The organism is Bacillus sp. KICET-3 (genome assembly GCF_033261025.1).
GTDB lineage: Bacteria > Bacillota > Bacilli > Bacillales > Bacillaceae > Bacillus > Bacillus sonorensis.
Window position 1 is genome coordinate 4,016,646 of record NZ_CP137345.1, and the last position, 16,505, is coordinate 4,033,150.

At 44.7% G+C, this 16,505-nt stretch carries 14 protein-coding genes; 2 read left to right on the forward strand and 12 right to left on the reverse strand.

The window, feature by feature from the left end; all coding sequences use genetic code 11:
• Window positions 1-6: 6 nt before the first annotated feature.
• The 11 genes from tuaG to R5H20_RS20660 form a co-directional block, all read right to left on the reverse strand.
• Window positions 7-765, reverse strand: a complete 759-nt coding sequence (gene tuaG / locus R5H20_RS20610; protein WP_006639272.1) for a teichuronic acid biosynthesis protein TuaG — start codon at window positions 763-765, stop codon at window positions 7-9.
• Window positions 766-793: 28 nt separating this feature from the next.
• Window positions 794-1,471, reverse strand: coding sequence for a teichuronic acid biosynthesis protein TuaF (tuaF, locus tag R5H20_RS20615; protein WP_006639273.1), 678 nt, complete (start codon window positions 1,469-1,471; stop codon window positions 794-796).
• Between the two features lie 38 nt (window positions 1,472-1,509).
• On the reverse strand, window positions 1,510-2,967 hold the full coding sequence (tuaE, locus tag R5H20_RS20620; protein ID WP_006639274.1) for a teichuronic acid biosynthesis protein TuaE: 1,458 nt from the start codon (window positions 2,965-2,967) through the stop codon (window positions 1,510-1,512).
• A gap of 65 nt (window positions 2,968-3,032) precedes the next feature.
• Window positions 3,033-3,962, reverse strand: coding sequence for an NAD-dependent epimerase/dehydratase family protein (locus R5H20_RS20625; RefSeq protein ID WP_006639275.1), 930 nt, complete (start codon window positions 3,960-3,962; stop codon window positions 3,033-3,035).
• Between the two features lie 17 nt (window positions 3,963-3,979).
• The gene (gene tuaD, locus R5H20_RS20630; protein ID WP_087962540.1) at window positions 3,980-5,311 is read right to left on the reverse strand and encodes a UDP-glucose 6-dehydrogenase TuaD; all 1,332 of its coding nucleotides are present in this window, start codon (window positions 5,309-5,311) and stop codon (window positions 3,980-3,982) included.
• Between the two features lie 171 nt (window positions 5,312-5,482).
• Window positions 5,483-6,673, reverse strand: coding sequence for a teichuronic acid biosynthesis protein TuaC (gene tuaC / locus R5H20_RS20635; protein ID WP_040348636.1), 1,191 nt, complete (start codon window positions 6,671-6,673; stop codon window positions 5,483-5,485).
• A 2-nt stretch (window positions 6,674-6,675) separates the two neighbouring features.
• A complete protein-coding gene (tuaB, locus tag R5H20_RS20640) occupies window positions 6,676-8,124 on the reverse strand; it encodes a teichuronic acid biosynthesis protein TuaB (RefSeq protein WP_006639278.1) in 1,449 nt (482 codons plus the stop codon).
• A 23-nt stretch (window positions 8,125-8,147) separates the two neighbouring features.
• On the reverse strand, window positions 8,148-8,801 hold the full coding sequence (locus R5H20_RS20645; RefSeq protein ID WP_006639279.1) for a sugar transferase: 654 nt from the start codon (window positions 8,799-8,801) through the stop codon (window positions 8,148-8,150).
• Between the two features lie 244 nt (window positions 8,802-9,045).
• On the reverse strand, window positions 9,046-10,533 hold the full coding sequence (locus R5H20_RS20650) for an N-acetylmuramoyl-L-alanine amidase (RefSeq protein WP_006639280.1): 1,488 nt from the start codon (window positions 10,531-10,533) through the stop codon (window positions 9,046-9,048).
• 86 nt (window positions 10,534-10,619) lie between these two features.
• Window positions 10,620-12,737 carry a SpoIID/LytB domain-containing protein gene (locus tag R5H20_RS20655; protein WP_006639281.1) on the reverse strand — a complete coding sequence of 706 codons (2,118 nt, stop codon included), beginning with the start codon at window positions 12,735-12,737 and terminating at the stop codon, window positions 10,620-10,622.
• A gap of 35 nt (window positions 12,738-12,772) precedes the next feature.
• Window positions 12,773-13,090, reverse strand: a complete 318-nt coding sequence (locus tag R5H20_RS20660) for a hypothetical protein (RefSeq protein WP_006639282.1) — start codon at window positions 13,088-13,090, stop codon at window positions 12,773-12,775.
• A 197-nt stretch (window positions 13,091-13,287) separates the two neighbouring features.
• Between R5H20_RS20660 and R5H20_RS20665 the strand changes: the two genes are divergently transcribed.
• Together R5H20_RS20665 and galU are read left to right on the forward strand one after the other, a co-directional pair.
• Window positions 13,288-14,214 (forward strand): polyisoprenyl-teichoic acid--peptidoglycan teichoic acid transferase TagU, encoded by a 927-nt coding sequence (locus tag R5H20_RS20665; protein WP_006639283.1) that lies wholly within the window; start codon window positions 13,288-13,290, stop codon window positions 14,212-14,214.
• 187 nt (window positions 14,215-14,401) lie between these two features.
• Window positions 14,402-15,280, forward strand: coding sequence for a UTP--glucose-1-phosphate uridylyltransferase GalU (gene galU / locus R5H20_RS20670; RefSeq protein ID WP_006639284.1), 879 nt, complete (start codon window positions 14,402-14,404; stop codon window positions 15,278-15,280).
• Between the two features lie 38 nt (window positions 15,281-15,318).
• Here galU and R5H20_RS20675 read toward each other — a convergent pair whose 3' ends face one another.
• The gene (locus tag R5H20_RS20675) at window positions 15,319-16,479 is read right to left on the reverse strand and encodes a CDP-glycerol--poly(glycerophosphate) glycerophosphotransferase (protein ID WP_006639285.1); all 1,161 of its coding nucleotides are present in this window, start codon (window positions 16,477-16,479) and stop codon (window positions 15,319-15,321) included.
• Window positions 16,480-16,505 lie beyond the last annotated feature (26 nt).

The window sequence follows — 16,505 nt, forward strand, 5'->3', positions numbered from 1 at the left end:
CCCGCGCTATAATCTTTTTTTTACCGCATTTTTCGCATAATGCATAAAGCACCATGTCGCTTTCATCAAGTGCAGACGCTCGATCTCCCTGTACACATACCAGGTTTTCTGGGCCGCTTTCCACTTGTTTCTCGAAATCGATGTTTCGACAATCCGGTATTCCGCCAATGGCTCGTTCAGCCCGTACGCTTTAAAGCCCCGTTTTAAAATGGACAGCCATGTCGCCAAATCCTGCCTTGTTCTGATATTCGGCATCTGAATGCTGCCGGTCTGTTCCCTGTCAAGCATGACCGTCAAACAGCCGATGATCGTGTTTTTCAGGACGTCATCATATGTGAGGCTTTCAGGCGCTTCAATCGTTTTATGAAGCGCCTCACCGTTTTGGCTGATCAGCTCGTAAGCCGTGAATGTGAAGGCATGCTGGTGTTTTCTCATAAAGGCGAGCTGTTTTTCAAGCTTTTCCCTTTTCCAGACATCGTCGCTGTCCAAAAACGCCACATAGCGCCCTTTCGCTTTGTTGAGCGCCGCATTCCGCGCGGCAGCCGCCCCCTTATTCTCCTGTAAATAAACGGCATGAATCCGCCCGTCTTCCGCTTCATAGCGCTTCAAAATGTCTCTTGTTCCGTCTGTCGAGCAGTCATCGGCTATGATCATTTCCCAATCGGAAAAGCTCTGGCCGATGACAGACTGAATCGTCTTTTCGATAAATTCCTCCGCGTTATAGGAAGGTGTAATAACAGAGATTAAAGGTTTTTGGCTCGTCATGGTCCTTGTCCACATCCCCAATCAAAATTTAACGTTCTCTAAAAACTTCGGGAACAACAATGATAAAAAACGACAGCGCCAAGCCGATCAGAATCCCCAATACCGCTCTTTTTTTAGGAGACATCCCTCCGGCTGCATTGTCCAAAACGGTTAACGGTTCTATTTCCTCAGCCGCTTTCAGGTCGAGCCTGTTCGTTTCCAGCTCATACAAAAACCGCTGTTTATCCACCTTTGAATCATCGCTGACCGTCTCACCTTCAAGCGCTTTAATGTTCTTGTCAATGACCTGGTCTCTTTTCAAAAACAGTTTCTGATCTTCTTTCAAATAAGCATCCTTGATTTTTTGCAACACATTCAACGTTTCTTCTTTGTCTGGCCCCGTATAACTGAGATTAAAAAGCGAATCAGACCTGATGTCGATTCCCAGTTCCTCTTTCATTTCGGCAAGTTCCTCCTCGTCTGCACCAGGAAAAACCTCTTTTAAAAACGGCTCGTTCTTCAGCAATAACGGAACTTCTTTAGCGTTGTTGTATAGCGATTCACCGTAATTCCCGGTTGAAATGGTGACGCTTGCCGTATAATCGGCCGGGGCAGTCTGGCCTTTTGGCATCATATACCCAAACAGCCCGAGAACAAGCGGAAGCGCGACGATCGTCACGATATACTTTTTGATTCTTCCTGCAATACGTTTCATTAAATCTTTCACATGAATGTCTCCCTGTTTTTAAATTTTCTTGCAAAACATCATCTGAAACGTTCGATCTCATCCGTCTCTTTGATTCTGAACGTGTTGACGGTCGCAATGACCAGGGCGAGAAATACCCAATGGAAAAATAAATTGGAAATCGAACTTGGGCTTATGCTTGAAACAAGAAAGCTGAGAAGGGCGGCGAGCAAACCTTCCAACAGAAGTTTGTACCGGCTGGCAAGTCTTTTTTTATAAAATCGGTAAAGGGCCAGCATGACATACAGATACATCGTGATATAGCCGAGCATCATGATTACACCGAAGTTCGCCATAATTTCGACAAGCCAGTTATGCACCTCAACAACCTGATCTGTATCAAAAAGAGCATGGTGCTCTAAGTAATAAGGAACATTTCCCGCGCCGACGCCAAATCCGTATGTATCCAGCACATAGTGTCCCGCGTTTTTCAAAAGATTCGCCCTTGCGACATTTGACGGCAGCGGCTCACTGAAATCATGTGCGGTTTGCGGGGCAAAAAACAGCGTATAAACCACGTTTGTGATCTTGCCGGCGAAAAGTGCAGCAAAAGCGATGAATCCGGCAGCCGCGGCGATCAGCACCCACCTTTTCAACAAGCGGGGCAGCAGAATAAAGGCGTACAGCGCGAGTCCGGCAAGGATCCCCAAAATGCTTGCCCTTGAACCGGTTAGAAAAATCAAGTAAACGGAACAGCACGCAAGCAGCAGGCCCGCAATTTTTAAATAGCTGTTTTTTATATTTTTAAAAAAGGATAGGTAAAAGAAAAAGCTGATCGCCAGGAACGTCGCAAAGTCATTTTGGTTGAAAAATACAGATGTCGGATAGTGCTGTTTATACAACGGTCCGTTGTAAAGCGTCGAACTCGGCAGATGGTGCAGGGTAAAATGATTATAGAACCCGATGGCCATCAGAAAAACCGTCATCGCCATCCATATGTAATAAAACAAGAGCAGCCGCTCCAATTTCTGAAAATACATCACAATCAGAAAAACGAAAAACATTCCCATCGCCAACAGCGATAAATATTTCAACCCGTCTGTAACAGACTTGACCCAAAGCAGTGAAATCATTCCATAGCAAAACCAAAAGGCAAAAAAAGCAAGGATGCCTTTCACATGAACCTGCTTCCATTGTTCAAGGTGGCTTTGGCTTTTCAGCATTTCCGCAATAAACCAGACAGCCGCGACGATCAGGAGAATTCTGTATGGAAACAGGCTGAAAAATCCCAGTTTAATCGTGAAAAATGCATTGTTGGCAAATGTGGCAGCAATGAGAAGATAGATGACGGGCATCTTCAGCTGATCGTATGACAAGTATGGCTTGAGGAGCAACAGCGCGCCGATTGCGATCAATAGCAGAAAAACAAATATGATTTTTTTTGAACTTGTTTGAGCCAATATATGAGTGAGAGCAAAGCCTGCGGTCAAAGCTGCGAGCCAAATCAGCACATTGACCGCCGAACGTTTCAAACTCATTAGTCCCCCTCCTTCCGCTTCTTCTAGGAAAAGGGCTGCCGGTATAAAGCCAGCAGCCAGATTTTTTATGCTTTCATTTCTTTTCTATAATATGAAATGGTTTTTTCAAGACCTTTATCAAGCGGCATTTGCGGTTCCCAGTTTAATATTTTTTTTGTTTCTTCATTACAAAGCGTGCTGTGGCGGATGTCTCCGGGTCTTTCATCCCGGTATACCGGGGAAAGCGTTGAGTTCGTGGCCTTTTTCATCTCTGCAAACAGCTCGTTGACTGTGATGGAAAAGCCGTTTGACACATTTAAACAAACGTTTGATTGAGCTTTGAGCGCATTCACATTGGCAGCGGCCACATCTCCCACATAAATAAAATCCCGGGATTGTTCTCCGTCGCCAAAGATGACCGGCGCGGTGCCGTTTGTTAATAAATCGGAGAAAATCGAGACGACGCCGCCTTCTCCTTTTGCATCCTGGCGCGGTCCATATACATTGCTGTACCGTAAAATGCAGTACTCGACTCCATACAAGTCATAGGCCAGTTTCAAATAGTTTTCAACCGTCAGTTTTGTCAAACCGTATGGAGAACCTGGATTTGTTATATGTCGGGTGTCGACAGGCAAATAATTCGGATTTCCGTAAACGGCCGCGGACGAGGCAAAAATGATTTTTTTCACACCGCATTCACTGGCCGCTTTTATGACGTGCAATGAACCTCTTATATTGATGTTTTCGTCCTTCAAAAAATCGCTGACAGATTCCGCAACGCTTACCTGTGCTGCCAAATGAATAATATAATCGGGATTAATGCTTTTGATCAGCTCCATCGCTTCGGGCTTGGTAATATCCTCCTGATGGAGGTCAACCGGAAGTCCGTCAATATTTGCAAGATGGCCCGTTGATAAATTGTCGAGAATCGTTACGTGATAATTTTCTTTTAAAAGCTGTTCTGTGATATGTGATCCGATAAATCCGCATCCGCCTGTCACCAAAACTTTTTCCATCAATAACACCCCGCGTTTTAAACTTTTGTTAGTATCTTCTCTCCCTGTACCTCAGGGCGGCCGATTGAATGATAGATGAACCCTTCTCTTTTCATGTCTTCAAGCTCAAATAAATTTCGTCCGTCAATCAGGACAGGCTGGTTTAAGCATGATTTTAATTTTGTTATATTCATATGCTGAACCTCTGGCCATTCTGTCAAAATCAGGCATGCGTCTGTATCTTTTACCGTTTCATACAAGTCTTCGCTGTATTCGGCCTGGCTGCCAAGCAGACGTTCTGCTTCAGGAGCGGCAATCGGGTCGTAGGCTTTGACTCGCGCCCCAAGGCTGTGAAGCATTGGGATGACGTCAAGAGCCGGAGATGAGCGCATATCATTTGTATTCGGTTTGAACGCAAGCCCCAAGACGGATACCGTCCTGCCCTCAAGATCGCCAAACACATCAAGCAGTTTTTGAACGATGTGGGCGCGCTGTTTTCGATTCGTCTCAATGACGGCTTCTATCATTTTGAAAGGATAGCCGACTGATTTTGCGATTTGCAATAAGGCCATCGTATCCTTCGGAAAGCATGAACCGCCAAAGCCGATTCCGGCTTTTAAAAACTTTTTGCCGATTCTGCTGTCAAGCCCGACTCCTTCAGAAACTTTGGACACATCCGCCCCGACTCTTTCGCAAATATTGGCAATATCGTTAATAAAAGAAATTTTCGTTGCCAAAAATGCGTTTGCCGCGTATTTAATCATTTCCGCGCTTTCTAGATTTGATTTGACGATTGTCGTTTGAAATGGTTCATGAAGTTCTTCAATTATCGCCGCGGCTTTTTCACTCGTTGCCCCAATAACGGCTCTTTCCATATTCATCGTGTCGTAAATGGCTGTTCCTTCACGTAAAAATTCAGGATTTGACACGACATCAAACAGATGACGGCCTTGGGAAGCCTGCTCGATAATCGATTGGACGAGCTTTCCTGTTCCGACAGGGACCGTGCTTTTGTTGACGATGATTTTATAGCCGTTCAAGTGTCTTCCAATCGTTTCGGCAACCGCTTTGACATAGGTTAAATCGGCTTCTCCGCTCTCTGACATCGGCGTCCCGACTGCTATATATATGATGTCAGCTTCTCTTATCGCCTTGGGAATGTCCGTTGAAAAGAACAAACGGTTTTCATCTACGTTTTTATCAACAAGTTCTTTAAGCCCGTTTTCATAAATCGGCATGATACCGGCTGAGAGACTTCTGATTTTTTCAGCGTCTATATCACAGCAGACGACAGAATTCCCCACCTCAGCAAAACATGTTCCAGATACCAGCCCAACATATCCTGTTCCAATAACAGCGATTCTTTTCAATATCATCATTCCCTTCTCTTAAGCTAACCCTTCCATCCAATAGCTTTTTATTAGGCGATGATTTTTTTATCTCTTTCCATCTCTATACATCAGGTGTATGTTCTCTCTATATTTCCATCATGGACGCAAACCCGCCGCTTTAAACGGCTGCGTCTTTATTTGCCAAAAGGCTTATGAACCGAGTTGTTTTGTTGCAGCATGCCATACGTTTTCATACCGCTTTGCCAGCGCTTCTGCGTTTCGTCCGGCATCGTATTGGGCGTGCACCGTTTGATACAGCTCCTCAGCAATGTCTTCCCGCCATTTGCCGCCCTCCGTATAGCCAAGAACAGCTTCTTTCAAAGCAGATACAGAGCGCGGCCTCACGAGAAGACGCTGATGCTTCCCAAACAAGCCTGGAACACCCCCGACCGCGGTGCTTAAGACCGGAACCTTCAGCGCCAGCGCTTCAATGACAACGGTCGGCATTCCCTCCGAATATGAAGGAAGCGCGAAAATGTCTGATGCTGCAAGGTATTCGGCGATTTGCTGATTCACAACCTGCCCCGTCAATATCGCTTTTTCACCCGCTTTCTGCCGGATCAGCTGCTTTTCCGGTCCATCGCCGATAAATACCGCTTTGTATTTGTCAAGCTGCCGGACAGCCTCCGCAAGCTCAATCACTCCCTTTTCCCTGACAAGGCGGCCGATAAAAACGATAAGCGTTTGATCTTTTGGCAGCTTGAGCTTCTCCCTCAATTCCTCTTTTGAAGCAGAGGGCTTTTGAAACCGCTCAAGGCTGACTCCGATCGGGAGCACCGAACTGTCAATTCCTGATATTTCCTTTGTTTTTTCCTTGAGCGCATCACTGACAGCCAATACATCGGCAGCCGACTGAACCGCTGTTTTAAAAGCCTGGAATGCGCTCCGGCTGTAATGGGGATAAATGTTGACATCGCTCCCGTGCAGCGTCAGTACATAAGGAATTTGCAGCTTTTTTGAGACAACAGCCCCCGCTCCGCCGGAAGGCATCGCAAAATGGGCATGGATGACATCCGGATGGAGACCGTTTGCTTCGATTGTCCGCAAAACGGATTTGGCTATTCTGTGATGCGGCTGGGCCCATTTCAGCTGTCCGGGCAGCGCCGTATAAGGCGGTCTGAAGACGGGAACCCCGTTTCGTTCCTCATAATCAGGCACTTGCCGTATCGTCCGGTATTTCTTTTTCAACAGCCTGAGAGGCGCAGGATTCACAGGCAGAGGGCATACCACCGTTATATCGATGCCGAGTCTGCGCAATGCCTGCACCTGTGTTTCATGAAAGACCCCTTCCCCCGGCTTTCTGCTGCTCGGGTAAACACTTGTCATCCAAAGTACCTTCAACATTAACCGCCCTTTCTGCTGAATTGGGCTCTTACCGCCCTTTGATAAACCTTGCTGACCAAGAAGCCGTAAAAAACCGCGCTGATGCCGACTGAGACGGCCAGCTGAAGTACGGCTTCAGAAAGCAGCTGTCTGCTTCCCGCACTTAACAAGAGAGCGAGTGCAGCCATTGCAGCCGTTAAGGCCAGCGGTTTGCCGATCGTTCTGAAATAATCTCCGAGTTTCAGCTGGATGACATATTTCAAGAGCCATCTGCCGATAAAAAAGTTGATCAGGCTGATGGCCGCATACGTCCAGGCGGTAACCGTCAAATCCTTTGTCAACACAGCGGCGTAAAGAGACAGCCCGTAAAGGATGAGGATGCCGCTGTCCCAATAAAACGCCAGGTCGGCTCTCCCCTTCGCCAGCAGGACCGATCCGTTCGGATTCATGAGAACCCTGAGCAGACCGACAATTGCCAGAATGTTAAGAACAGGGACGGCCGGGAGCCACCTTTCACCGAATACGACTTCGATAAACAGATCGGAAACGGTCGTCAGTCCGATCAAAAGCGGGAAAGACACCAGCGCGAGGAGCATTGTCATGTTGAGAAAGCCCTCCCGCAAGGTCGTGTTGTCTTTTTGATTTTTGGAAAAGACGGGAAAGGCGACTCTAGTAATGATCGGATTGATCCTCATCACAGGAATCGTGATAATCTGGTAGGCCAGATTATAGATCCCCAATGCCTCCGCACCGAGAAACCGGCCGATTAAAATCATATCGATATTGGCGCCAAGCCTGTTGACAAGCCTTGAAGCCAGCTGAAATGCGCCAAAGGAGAAAAAACCTTTTACTTCCCGAACGGCAAACACAAAAGTAGGACGCCATTTTTTTAAATATACAGCAAAGAACATGATCCCCTTAAACGAATTTAGAAAAACTTGTGACAAAACATAGGCCAGTATCGGATCAATCAGGAAAACCAATACGACGAGCAGCACAAAAGACAATAAGTTTGCCCCGGTTTCAATTTTACTCAGCACCTGAAATCTCAATTCCCTTTGAAGCAAATATTGATATTGCTGCCCGACCGGGGCTATTAAAAACATCACCGCCAAAATTCTGATCAGCGACACAAGTTCATCCCGCTGATAAAAGTTTGCGATCACCGGGCTCAGCAAAAACAGTCCGATAAACAGCAGGATGCCTGTTATGATATTAAGCCAATATAAAGTCGATAGTTGGCGTTCGCTGATATGTTCTTTTTGAATCAATGCGGCTCCAAATCCCATGTCAAGCACGATCTGCGTAAAAACCGTAACAGTCGTCAGCATTCCGACCAATCCGAATTCGGCGATGGTCATCATATTGCCAAGCAGTGCAAACTGCACAATCTGGATGACCGTGATGATGACAGTTGAAGCACTTGTCCACTTTGCACCGTTTAAAATTTGTTTCGTAATGGTTGACATAGCTTTTTCCTAACTTTCCCGGATTATCTGGCTCCTTCACCAGTCAATACTACTTTAATTGTTTTTGCCATGACCTTCAAATCGAGAAGAAACGTCAAATTTCGAATATAATACAGATCATGCACCAGCTTTTCTCTCGGGCTGATATCATAGCCTCCGTTTACCTGCGCCAGACCGGTCAGCCCCGGTTTTACGATTAATCGGTTTTTAAATCCCGGGATTTCATGATGAAACTGCGCCGTGAACATCGGCCTTTCAGGCCTTGGTCCGACAAGGCTCATGTCTCCGGCCAGCACGTTGATCAGCTGCGGAAGCTCGTCGATTCTCGTTCTTCTAATAAACGCCCCGACCGCAGTAATACGCGGATCATTCTTCTGCGCCCATCTCGCCCCTGATTTTTCAGCGTCAATCCTCATTGAACGCAGTTTGATCAGCTTAAAATGCTTTCCGTCTTTACCGACGCGTTCCTGGCGGTAAAAAGGAGAGCCTGGAGTCTCTATAGAAATCAGGATACAGAATAATAGGATCACCGGCAGTGTAAGAGCGAGTCCGATGAGTGAAAGGACGATATCCATTGCCCGTTTAACATTCAAATAGCGTTCTGCTTTTTCAGATAGAGCACAAGAATAGGTTTGCTGGCTTGAATATTCATTATACATTCTTAAGCTTTTGTCCATACTCACTGACATACACCTCACGATTTGTTTGGTACTTGTGATCTCTGCGTCAGTGTAGCATACGAACGTAAACTCAATGTAAAGGGCCTGTTAAAGAATATTAATTGTGTGATTTTTTGATAAATTCGTTTTATTTTTAGTAAATCCCTCCTTTTTCTTGAATCAATGGAATTATCATACTATATTTCAATGCATAAAAAAAGAAGCCGACATATCGGCTTCTTTCAGCACATCAGACCGCCTTCTATCTATAGTAAGCGGAAACGGCGGCATTGATTCCTTTTGCCGCTTTATCCTTTAAAGTCGCGCTTTTTAATTTGCCGGCGTCTGACGAATTCGTGATAAAGGCGGTTTCTATTAAAACGCTCGGCATTTTAGAGTATTTGATTACATAGAATCCGGCTGTTTTAACACCCCTGTCCCTTGTTCCAAACGCGCTGACGACCCTTGGCTGAACTTCTTCAGCGAGCCGTCTGCTGTTGGCGCTTTGATAGGTTTCATCATAATAGGTTTCAGTTCCGGAAGCTGAAGCCGTTGCTGAATTGGCGTGTATGCTGATAAACAGATCGGCATTCGCGTTTGCACCCTTTTTCACCCGTTCTTCAAGCGAATAGAAGGTATCGTTTGATCTTGACATCACCGGAATGGCGCCGGCGCTATTCAGCTTGCTGTTCAGCCGTTTTGCGATATCCAGGTTTACGTCCTTTTCCTGCAGTCCATTGCCGATCGCACCCGGGTCTTGATCTCCATGGCCCGGATCGATGAATATCGTTTTGCCGACAGCCGGATTTTTAAGCTGGGTCACGACTTTGTCAGCAACAGAAGGGGTGCCGCCCATTACGGAGAAGGTTTTAATATTTTTGTCGCCGATGAATGCTCTCGGTTCCTTTGATAAATTATCACCATTCGTCAGAATGATCGCTTTATTTTGTTTTGCAGCAAGAGCCGCTCCTATTACGGAGTCGGGATGTCTAAAGCCATTGCTGACATACGTGTTGCTTGTACTTAAATTATATTTCTTGGCAATATTCACTGAAAGATCATATCTGTTTTTGCCGCTGATTCGTGTAGGCGAAGGGAGCTTTGAATACAGTGTGCTATTAATGCTGTTTGTTCCCCCCACCACGATCGTCTTTGTAATGCCTTTGTTTTTGATGGCTCCGGCCGTTGCGCTGTTTAATGTTTTTTCATTGGTAAATAAAATAGGATAACCATTTCGAGCCGCATATGGAATGATTGCGATTGGATCTTGGTAAACAAATCCGTTTGCTACAACGGCTTTAGATGTACTTGACATGGCGTTTGCCACTTTTGCCGCAGTCTCATACCTGGTGCTTCCCGCGATTCGTTTCACTGATATTCCCAGTTTTTTAATTTGATTGACAACATCATTTGATACTGCCGGAGTTCCTCCTACGATAATGACATTCTTCGTTTTTAACTCCAGCAAACGATTTTTAGTTGCCGAAGAAAGACTGGATTTATTTGTCAATAATACAGGCGCATTTTTTTGATAAGCGTAAGGGATTGCTGTAATCGCATCCGCATATGCGTCTCCACCGACAATCACTGCCGTACTGGCGCTTGTCCATCCTTTTTTTGAGGCCGCCACAGCCGTAGCATAGCGGGAATTACCCGAAATTCTGTTTGCTGAGTTGTCCGCCAGTGCAGAAGGTATAAACAGAACAAGCCCCAAAAAGCTTAAAGTCAGGACCTTTAATAATGATCGCAATTTCTTTCCCTCCAAATATTTGAAATCAGCCGCATGAAAAAGGAAAACAAGAGACGGATGGCCTCCTGTTTTCGCTAAAATGTAGCTTAATAGTTCGTTAACGTTGTTCCCGGATAGTAAAATTTCAAAATAGAACTATATGAATTTCCTGCCGCGGCTCTTTCTTTGGCTCCGTATTGACTCATGCCGATGCCGTGGCCGTATCCTTTTCCAGCAATGACAAACCGATTGGATTCTTCCTTCACCTTCACATAGGTGCTTTTAAAAACGGAAGCTCCTATCATGGTTCTTAAATCAGTCGTTAACACATCAATGGTTGCGGATTTACTCGTCACTTTCGAATTGTTTTTCACAAGGTAATTGACCTTGATTGTCGCCCTTTTAGGACGCTGTCCTTGTGTCTTTCCGCTGAAGGCAATAGAACTGATGCCTGCAATTTTGACGCCATCCGCGCCTGTTTCTTTGTTTTTGGTGATCCAGTTCTTTAATCCTTTCAGCAGCGATTCATTGGTTTCTGTCGTTTTCGACCACCAAGAACCGGCGCTGTTCAGATTGAGGGAACCGGTATGAATTTGTGTTTTGGATAGCTTTAATGACCAGCTGTTTTGCGGATCCATCGAATCCTTTTTGGCAATCAGATAAGGAACTTTTGAGCTCCAGACTTCATTGCTTGCTTCAGTGTACCCTCCGTTGCTTGAGGAATATACCGCGGTAATCAGGCTTCCATTGTATTTGAGAACTTTTCCTTTCGTCTGATCCACTGCCTTGCTGGAGTTTGCAGACCAGCTGTATCCGCCGTAAACTTGGAACGCCGTTGTATCCGCAACAGTCTGTCCAATTTTGCTGACCGAATATGTACGGGCGGCCACAGCCTGTGCTTTCAACGCTTCTAAAGGCCAGCTTGCCGGCATTTCATTCGGAACGACCCCTTTTAAATAATCCTCGAAAGGAATATCCAAATTGATCGGTCTGATATATTTTCCGGACTCCACGGTAAAGTTGACCGTCCCTAAATATTCTTTGCCATTCAAGCTGATCCGGTTTGAAGTCGAATATTTTTCAGGCTGGATTTTCACAGCAGCTCCAAATGTTTTGATGTTTTTCAAACTCAAGTTTCCGCTGCTGACATTTAGGTTATAGGATTTTCCGTTTACCAGATAAAATTCCTTTGACAAATTTGTTTGGAGATTACTCGAAAGTGAATTCGTACTTCCGATCAGATGATGCGCATATGTCCCTTTTTCTTTTAAAATGGATTTTCCCTCTGCAGGAACTTCATCTTTCTTAATGAGCAGCAGCTGCCGGTTTTGTTTGGCTGCCAAAGACGCACCCATTAATACATCTGCGTACTTTGTGCCATTTGCAACAACCGCTTTATCAGTGTTTAAATTTAAATATTTTATAATGTTCGCAGAGAGCTGATATCTGCTTGTACCCGGAATTCTCGTAACCTGAGAGGCTTGTTTTTGGATCTTGCTTTCTACATTTTTGCTGACACTTGATGTGCCCCCCACCAAAATCACCTTTTTGGGAAGTTTGACATCAGGAAGATAATCTTTTCCCGCCAAAAATATAGGATACCCATTTTGAGCCGCATAAGGAGCGATGGCAAGTGCATCTTGATAAACGCTTCCTGTTACGACGATCGCACCATTATAGCTTCCCATTTCTTTTGCTATATTGGCAGAGAGTGCATAGCGGTTTTTCCCGCTGATTCTTTTGATCTTGCCGTATTTCTTCAGCTTGCTTTCCACACTTTTTGAAATGCTTTTCTCTCCGCCGATCACCAAGATGTTATCGGGATCTAATGTTTTGATTTGGCTTTCGGTAGCGGATGTCAGCTTATTCGGCTGAGAAAGCAATATTGGCGCATCCAGCTTTTTAGCCAGCGGGATCACAGAGAGCGAATCTCTGAATAGGTCCTCATCCTTGTTCATTACAATGACAGCAGACGGGTTTTTCCATGCACTGGAAGCGACGGTATTTGCCGTATTATAACGGGTTGCCCCGCCAAATCGCTTTGTTTCCGCAACATTGCTGCCGGTCACTTTATAATATCCGGCTGTTGAAATATCCAGGCTCGTCTTGTTTCCGATATAATTGCTCAGCCTGACCGATATGGACCCCGCAGCTTGAGAGACGGAAGGGGCGAAGAGTAACATGATGATCAGTGCAAAAAACATCACTTGCTTTGTTTTTTTCAAGACTCCAAATGTCTCCCTTCACTGACAAACTTCAATTATTTCGCACTTTTGATTTCTTTTAATTCAAGTTGTCCTTTTTCGGTTTTCTTGTAAGTCACTTTTACTTTTTGGCCGTCTTTTAATTGATCAATGTCACCATCATAATCGCCAACAATGTTTAAGCTGACAGGCTCGTTGTTAATCTTCACTTCAATCGTATGGGAATCTGCCAGTCCTACAAACGTACCGTCCTCCGTTTGAACCTCATTTGTTTGGTCGGTTTGGTTGGTTTGCTCGCCTTGCTTTGACTGTTCTGCAGTGCCGCAGCCTGCCAGGAGCAGCATAAAGAACATGAGCGCCGCAAATTTCTTCATTTTTCATCACCTCTTGTTTTTTATCGACAAACATCTATAATTTTAAAGAAGAAAGCAGTGCATTGTAACATTCTTAAGTGCTATTTAATCAACTTGTAATATTAAATCCAGCGATATGAAAAAAATAAGTTGTTTCTAGTATTTTTAAAATTTATAATCATATAAGATGATAAAAAATTAAAAAAGCGGGGAAAATGATGAGAGCTGAAAAAAGAAAAAAGAAGAGGAAAGTCCTTTTCATTATTTTAACGATTATAGGCTTATTCGTTTTATGTACGGGCGGCTATGCATACTATCTTTGGAATAAAGCCGCCTCTACTGTCGCAAGCATTCATGAAGATCTTGGAAAGTCTGGTAAACGGGACAAGCAAGTTGACGTGAACAGCAAAGATCCAATCGCTGTACTAATTATGGGTGTTGATGAAAGGAAAGGCGATAAAGGACGGGCCGATTCTCTTATTTATATGACGGTCAACCCTAAAACCAACACAACGGAAATGGTCAGCATTCCGCGTGACACGTACACTAAAATTGTCGGCAAAGGGAAGATGGACAAGATCAACCACTCCTATGCCTACGGTGGAACCCAAATGACCGTAGACACAGTGGAAAACTTCTTGGACGTACCTGTTGATTACTTCGTGAAGGTCAATATGGAAAGCTTCAAGGATATCGTTGACACACTAGGCGGAATTACGGTGAACAGCACGTTTGCCTTCAGCTATGACGGGCATTCTTTCAGCAAAGGGGAAATTACCCTAAACGGAGAAGAGGCCCTTGCATATACCCGGATGAGAAAGCAAGATCCGAAGGGAGACTTCGGAAGACAAGAGCGGCAGCGCCAAGTCATCGAAGGCATCATTAAAAAAGGCGCCAATATCTCATCCGTTACGAAATTCGGCGATATGTTCGAGGTCATTGAAAACAATGTAAAAACAAACCTGACGTTTGATGATATGTGGGATATTCAGTCAAACTACAAATCAGCGCGTAATAAAGTCGTACAGCACCAGCTGAAAGGCGAAGGAACCAAAATTAACGGAATTTATTACTACAAAGTCGACGAGAGCGACCGCGCATCCATCTCAAATGAATTAAAAGAAAGCCTTGCACTACACAATTAACAAAAAAACAGCTTACTCAAGCTGTTTTTTTGTTTTCGTTTATGGATATATAATCCATTTTCAAGTTGCCGATTTGATCATATTTTTGAAAAGCATCCTTATACTAAGGTTATACGTGTGAAAACGTTAGAATTGTGGTAAAGTTTAAGGTATCGACCACATACACTTTAAGGAAGGTGCTTTATTAATGAAAAAAGTAAGAAAAGCCATTATTCCAGCGGCAGGTCTTGGAACCCGCTTTTTGCCGGCCACGAAAGCGATGCCAAAAGAAATGCTTCCCATTGTCGACAAACCGACGATCCAATACATAGTCGAGGAAGCCATTGAATCCGGCATTGAAGATATTATTATCGTTACCGGTAAAGGAAAACGCGCCATCGAAGACCATTTCGACCATGCGCCTGAACTGGAACGCAACCTTGAAGAAAAAGGAAAAAAAGAGCTGCTTGAAAAAGTACAAAAAGCATCTAATATGGCTGACATTCATTATATTAGACAAAAAGAGCCAAAAGGACTTGGACACGCTGTATGGTGTGCACGGAACTTTATCGGCAATGAGCCTTTTGCCGTTTTGCTCGGGGATGACATCGTGCAGGCTGAAACGCCTGGGCTCCGCCAGCTGATGGATGAATATGAAAAAACGCTTTCTTCCATCATTGGTGTTCAGCAAGTCCCTGAAGATCAAACACACCGCTACGGAATCATCGATCCTCTGACAAAAGAAGGCCGCAGATACCAAGTGAAGAACTTTGTTGAAAAGCCGAAGCCTGGAACTGCTCCTTCTAATTTGGCAATTCTCGGCCGCTATATCTTCACGCCTGAAATTTTTATGTATTTAGAAAAGCAGGAAGTCGGCGCCGGCGGTGAGATCCAATTGACAGACGCCATCCAAAAGTTAAATGAAATTCAGCGTGTATTCGCATACGACTTTGAAGGCAAACGATACGACGTCGGTGAAAAGCTCGGATTTATCCAAACGACTCTTGAATTTGCCATGCAGGACCCTGAGCTGAAAACACAGCTTGTTCCTTTTATGGAAAACTTATTGAATAAAGAAGAAATATAAAAACGCAAAAAACTGGCATCCTCACCTGCCAGTTTTTTTTATAAGCTTTTATCTTTCACACTGCCGCCTTGAAGTTTGCTAACAAAATCCAGCAGCTGCCTGCTGGCATCTCCTTTTGAATATTGATTCCATTCATTTGCAAACCATTGAATCTTTTCACGGGCGTGCTGAATGTTTTGCAATTCCTCAAGAAGCATGTCACGGGTGGCACAAGCTTTCCCCGGGATCACTGCTTCGTAGTCGTCAATCAGTCCCCGCTTTTCATCGTACTCTTTTAAATCATACGTATAAAACAGCATCGGTTTATCCAACAGGGCGTATTCGAAAGGAATCGAGGAATAATCTGATATCAGCACGTCGCTTTCGTACAACAGATCTTTTAATGGAAGCTCTGACACGTCCTTGATCATGCCTTCATGCTCTTCAAGCATGACATGGCCGCGGACGGCCGGGTGCAGCTTGACCAAAAGCAAAAATTCCCCCTTTAGCTCTTCAGAGAGCTGTTCTTTTGAAAAAGGGAGTTTCACGCTTGTCATATGATAGTCTCTGTATGTCGGCGCATAAAGAATGACCTTTTTGCCGGAATCCCCGACATGTTGTACATCATCCTGAAAATATTGATCAGTCAAGGGAACGCCTGTCCGCAGCAGCTGCTCATCTTTTATTCCGAATGACCGTTTGAAAATATCCGCCATCTTTTCCGATCCGACGGTGATGTAATCAAATGAAGCATACACTTTTTTAAACCTCTTGATATCGGAAGCGGTTCTGTGCCGGTTGCCGATATCCTCAAGGCCGAATTTCTTCAGCGCGCCGTTTGCATGCCAAATTTGAATGCACTTCGTCTGAGGCCGTTTGTTAAGGACGCTCGTCAGCAAAAAATAATTGTCTGTGATCACGCATTTGCTTCTGAACATCCGGTAAACGGCCCTCATCAAATGAACAGGATTTTTCTCATTGATCATGGTTGATGCAACAGACGGATATTCCTTTGCAAGAGAAACCGCATGCCTCGTATACAGCACTTCGATTTCAAACGGACAGTCTGATTTTTCGTATTCATTTAACAGCGCTCTTGCGTTATCCTGGAAGGAAACGAGAAGAACGGCTCTGTTTCGGGGCTGCACCCATTTCAGCATGAAGCCGATGACTGAAAGGGCGGCCGAATAAAACGTGGCGAGTAATGACCGTATATTCATGATTCAACCTAATCTCTTTTAAAATG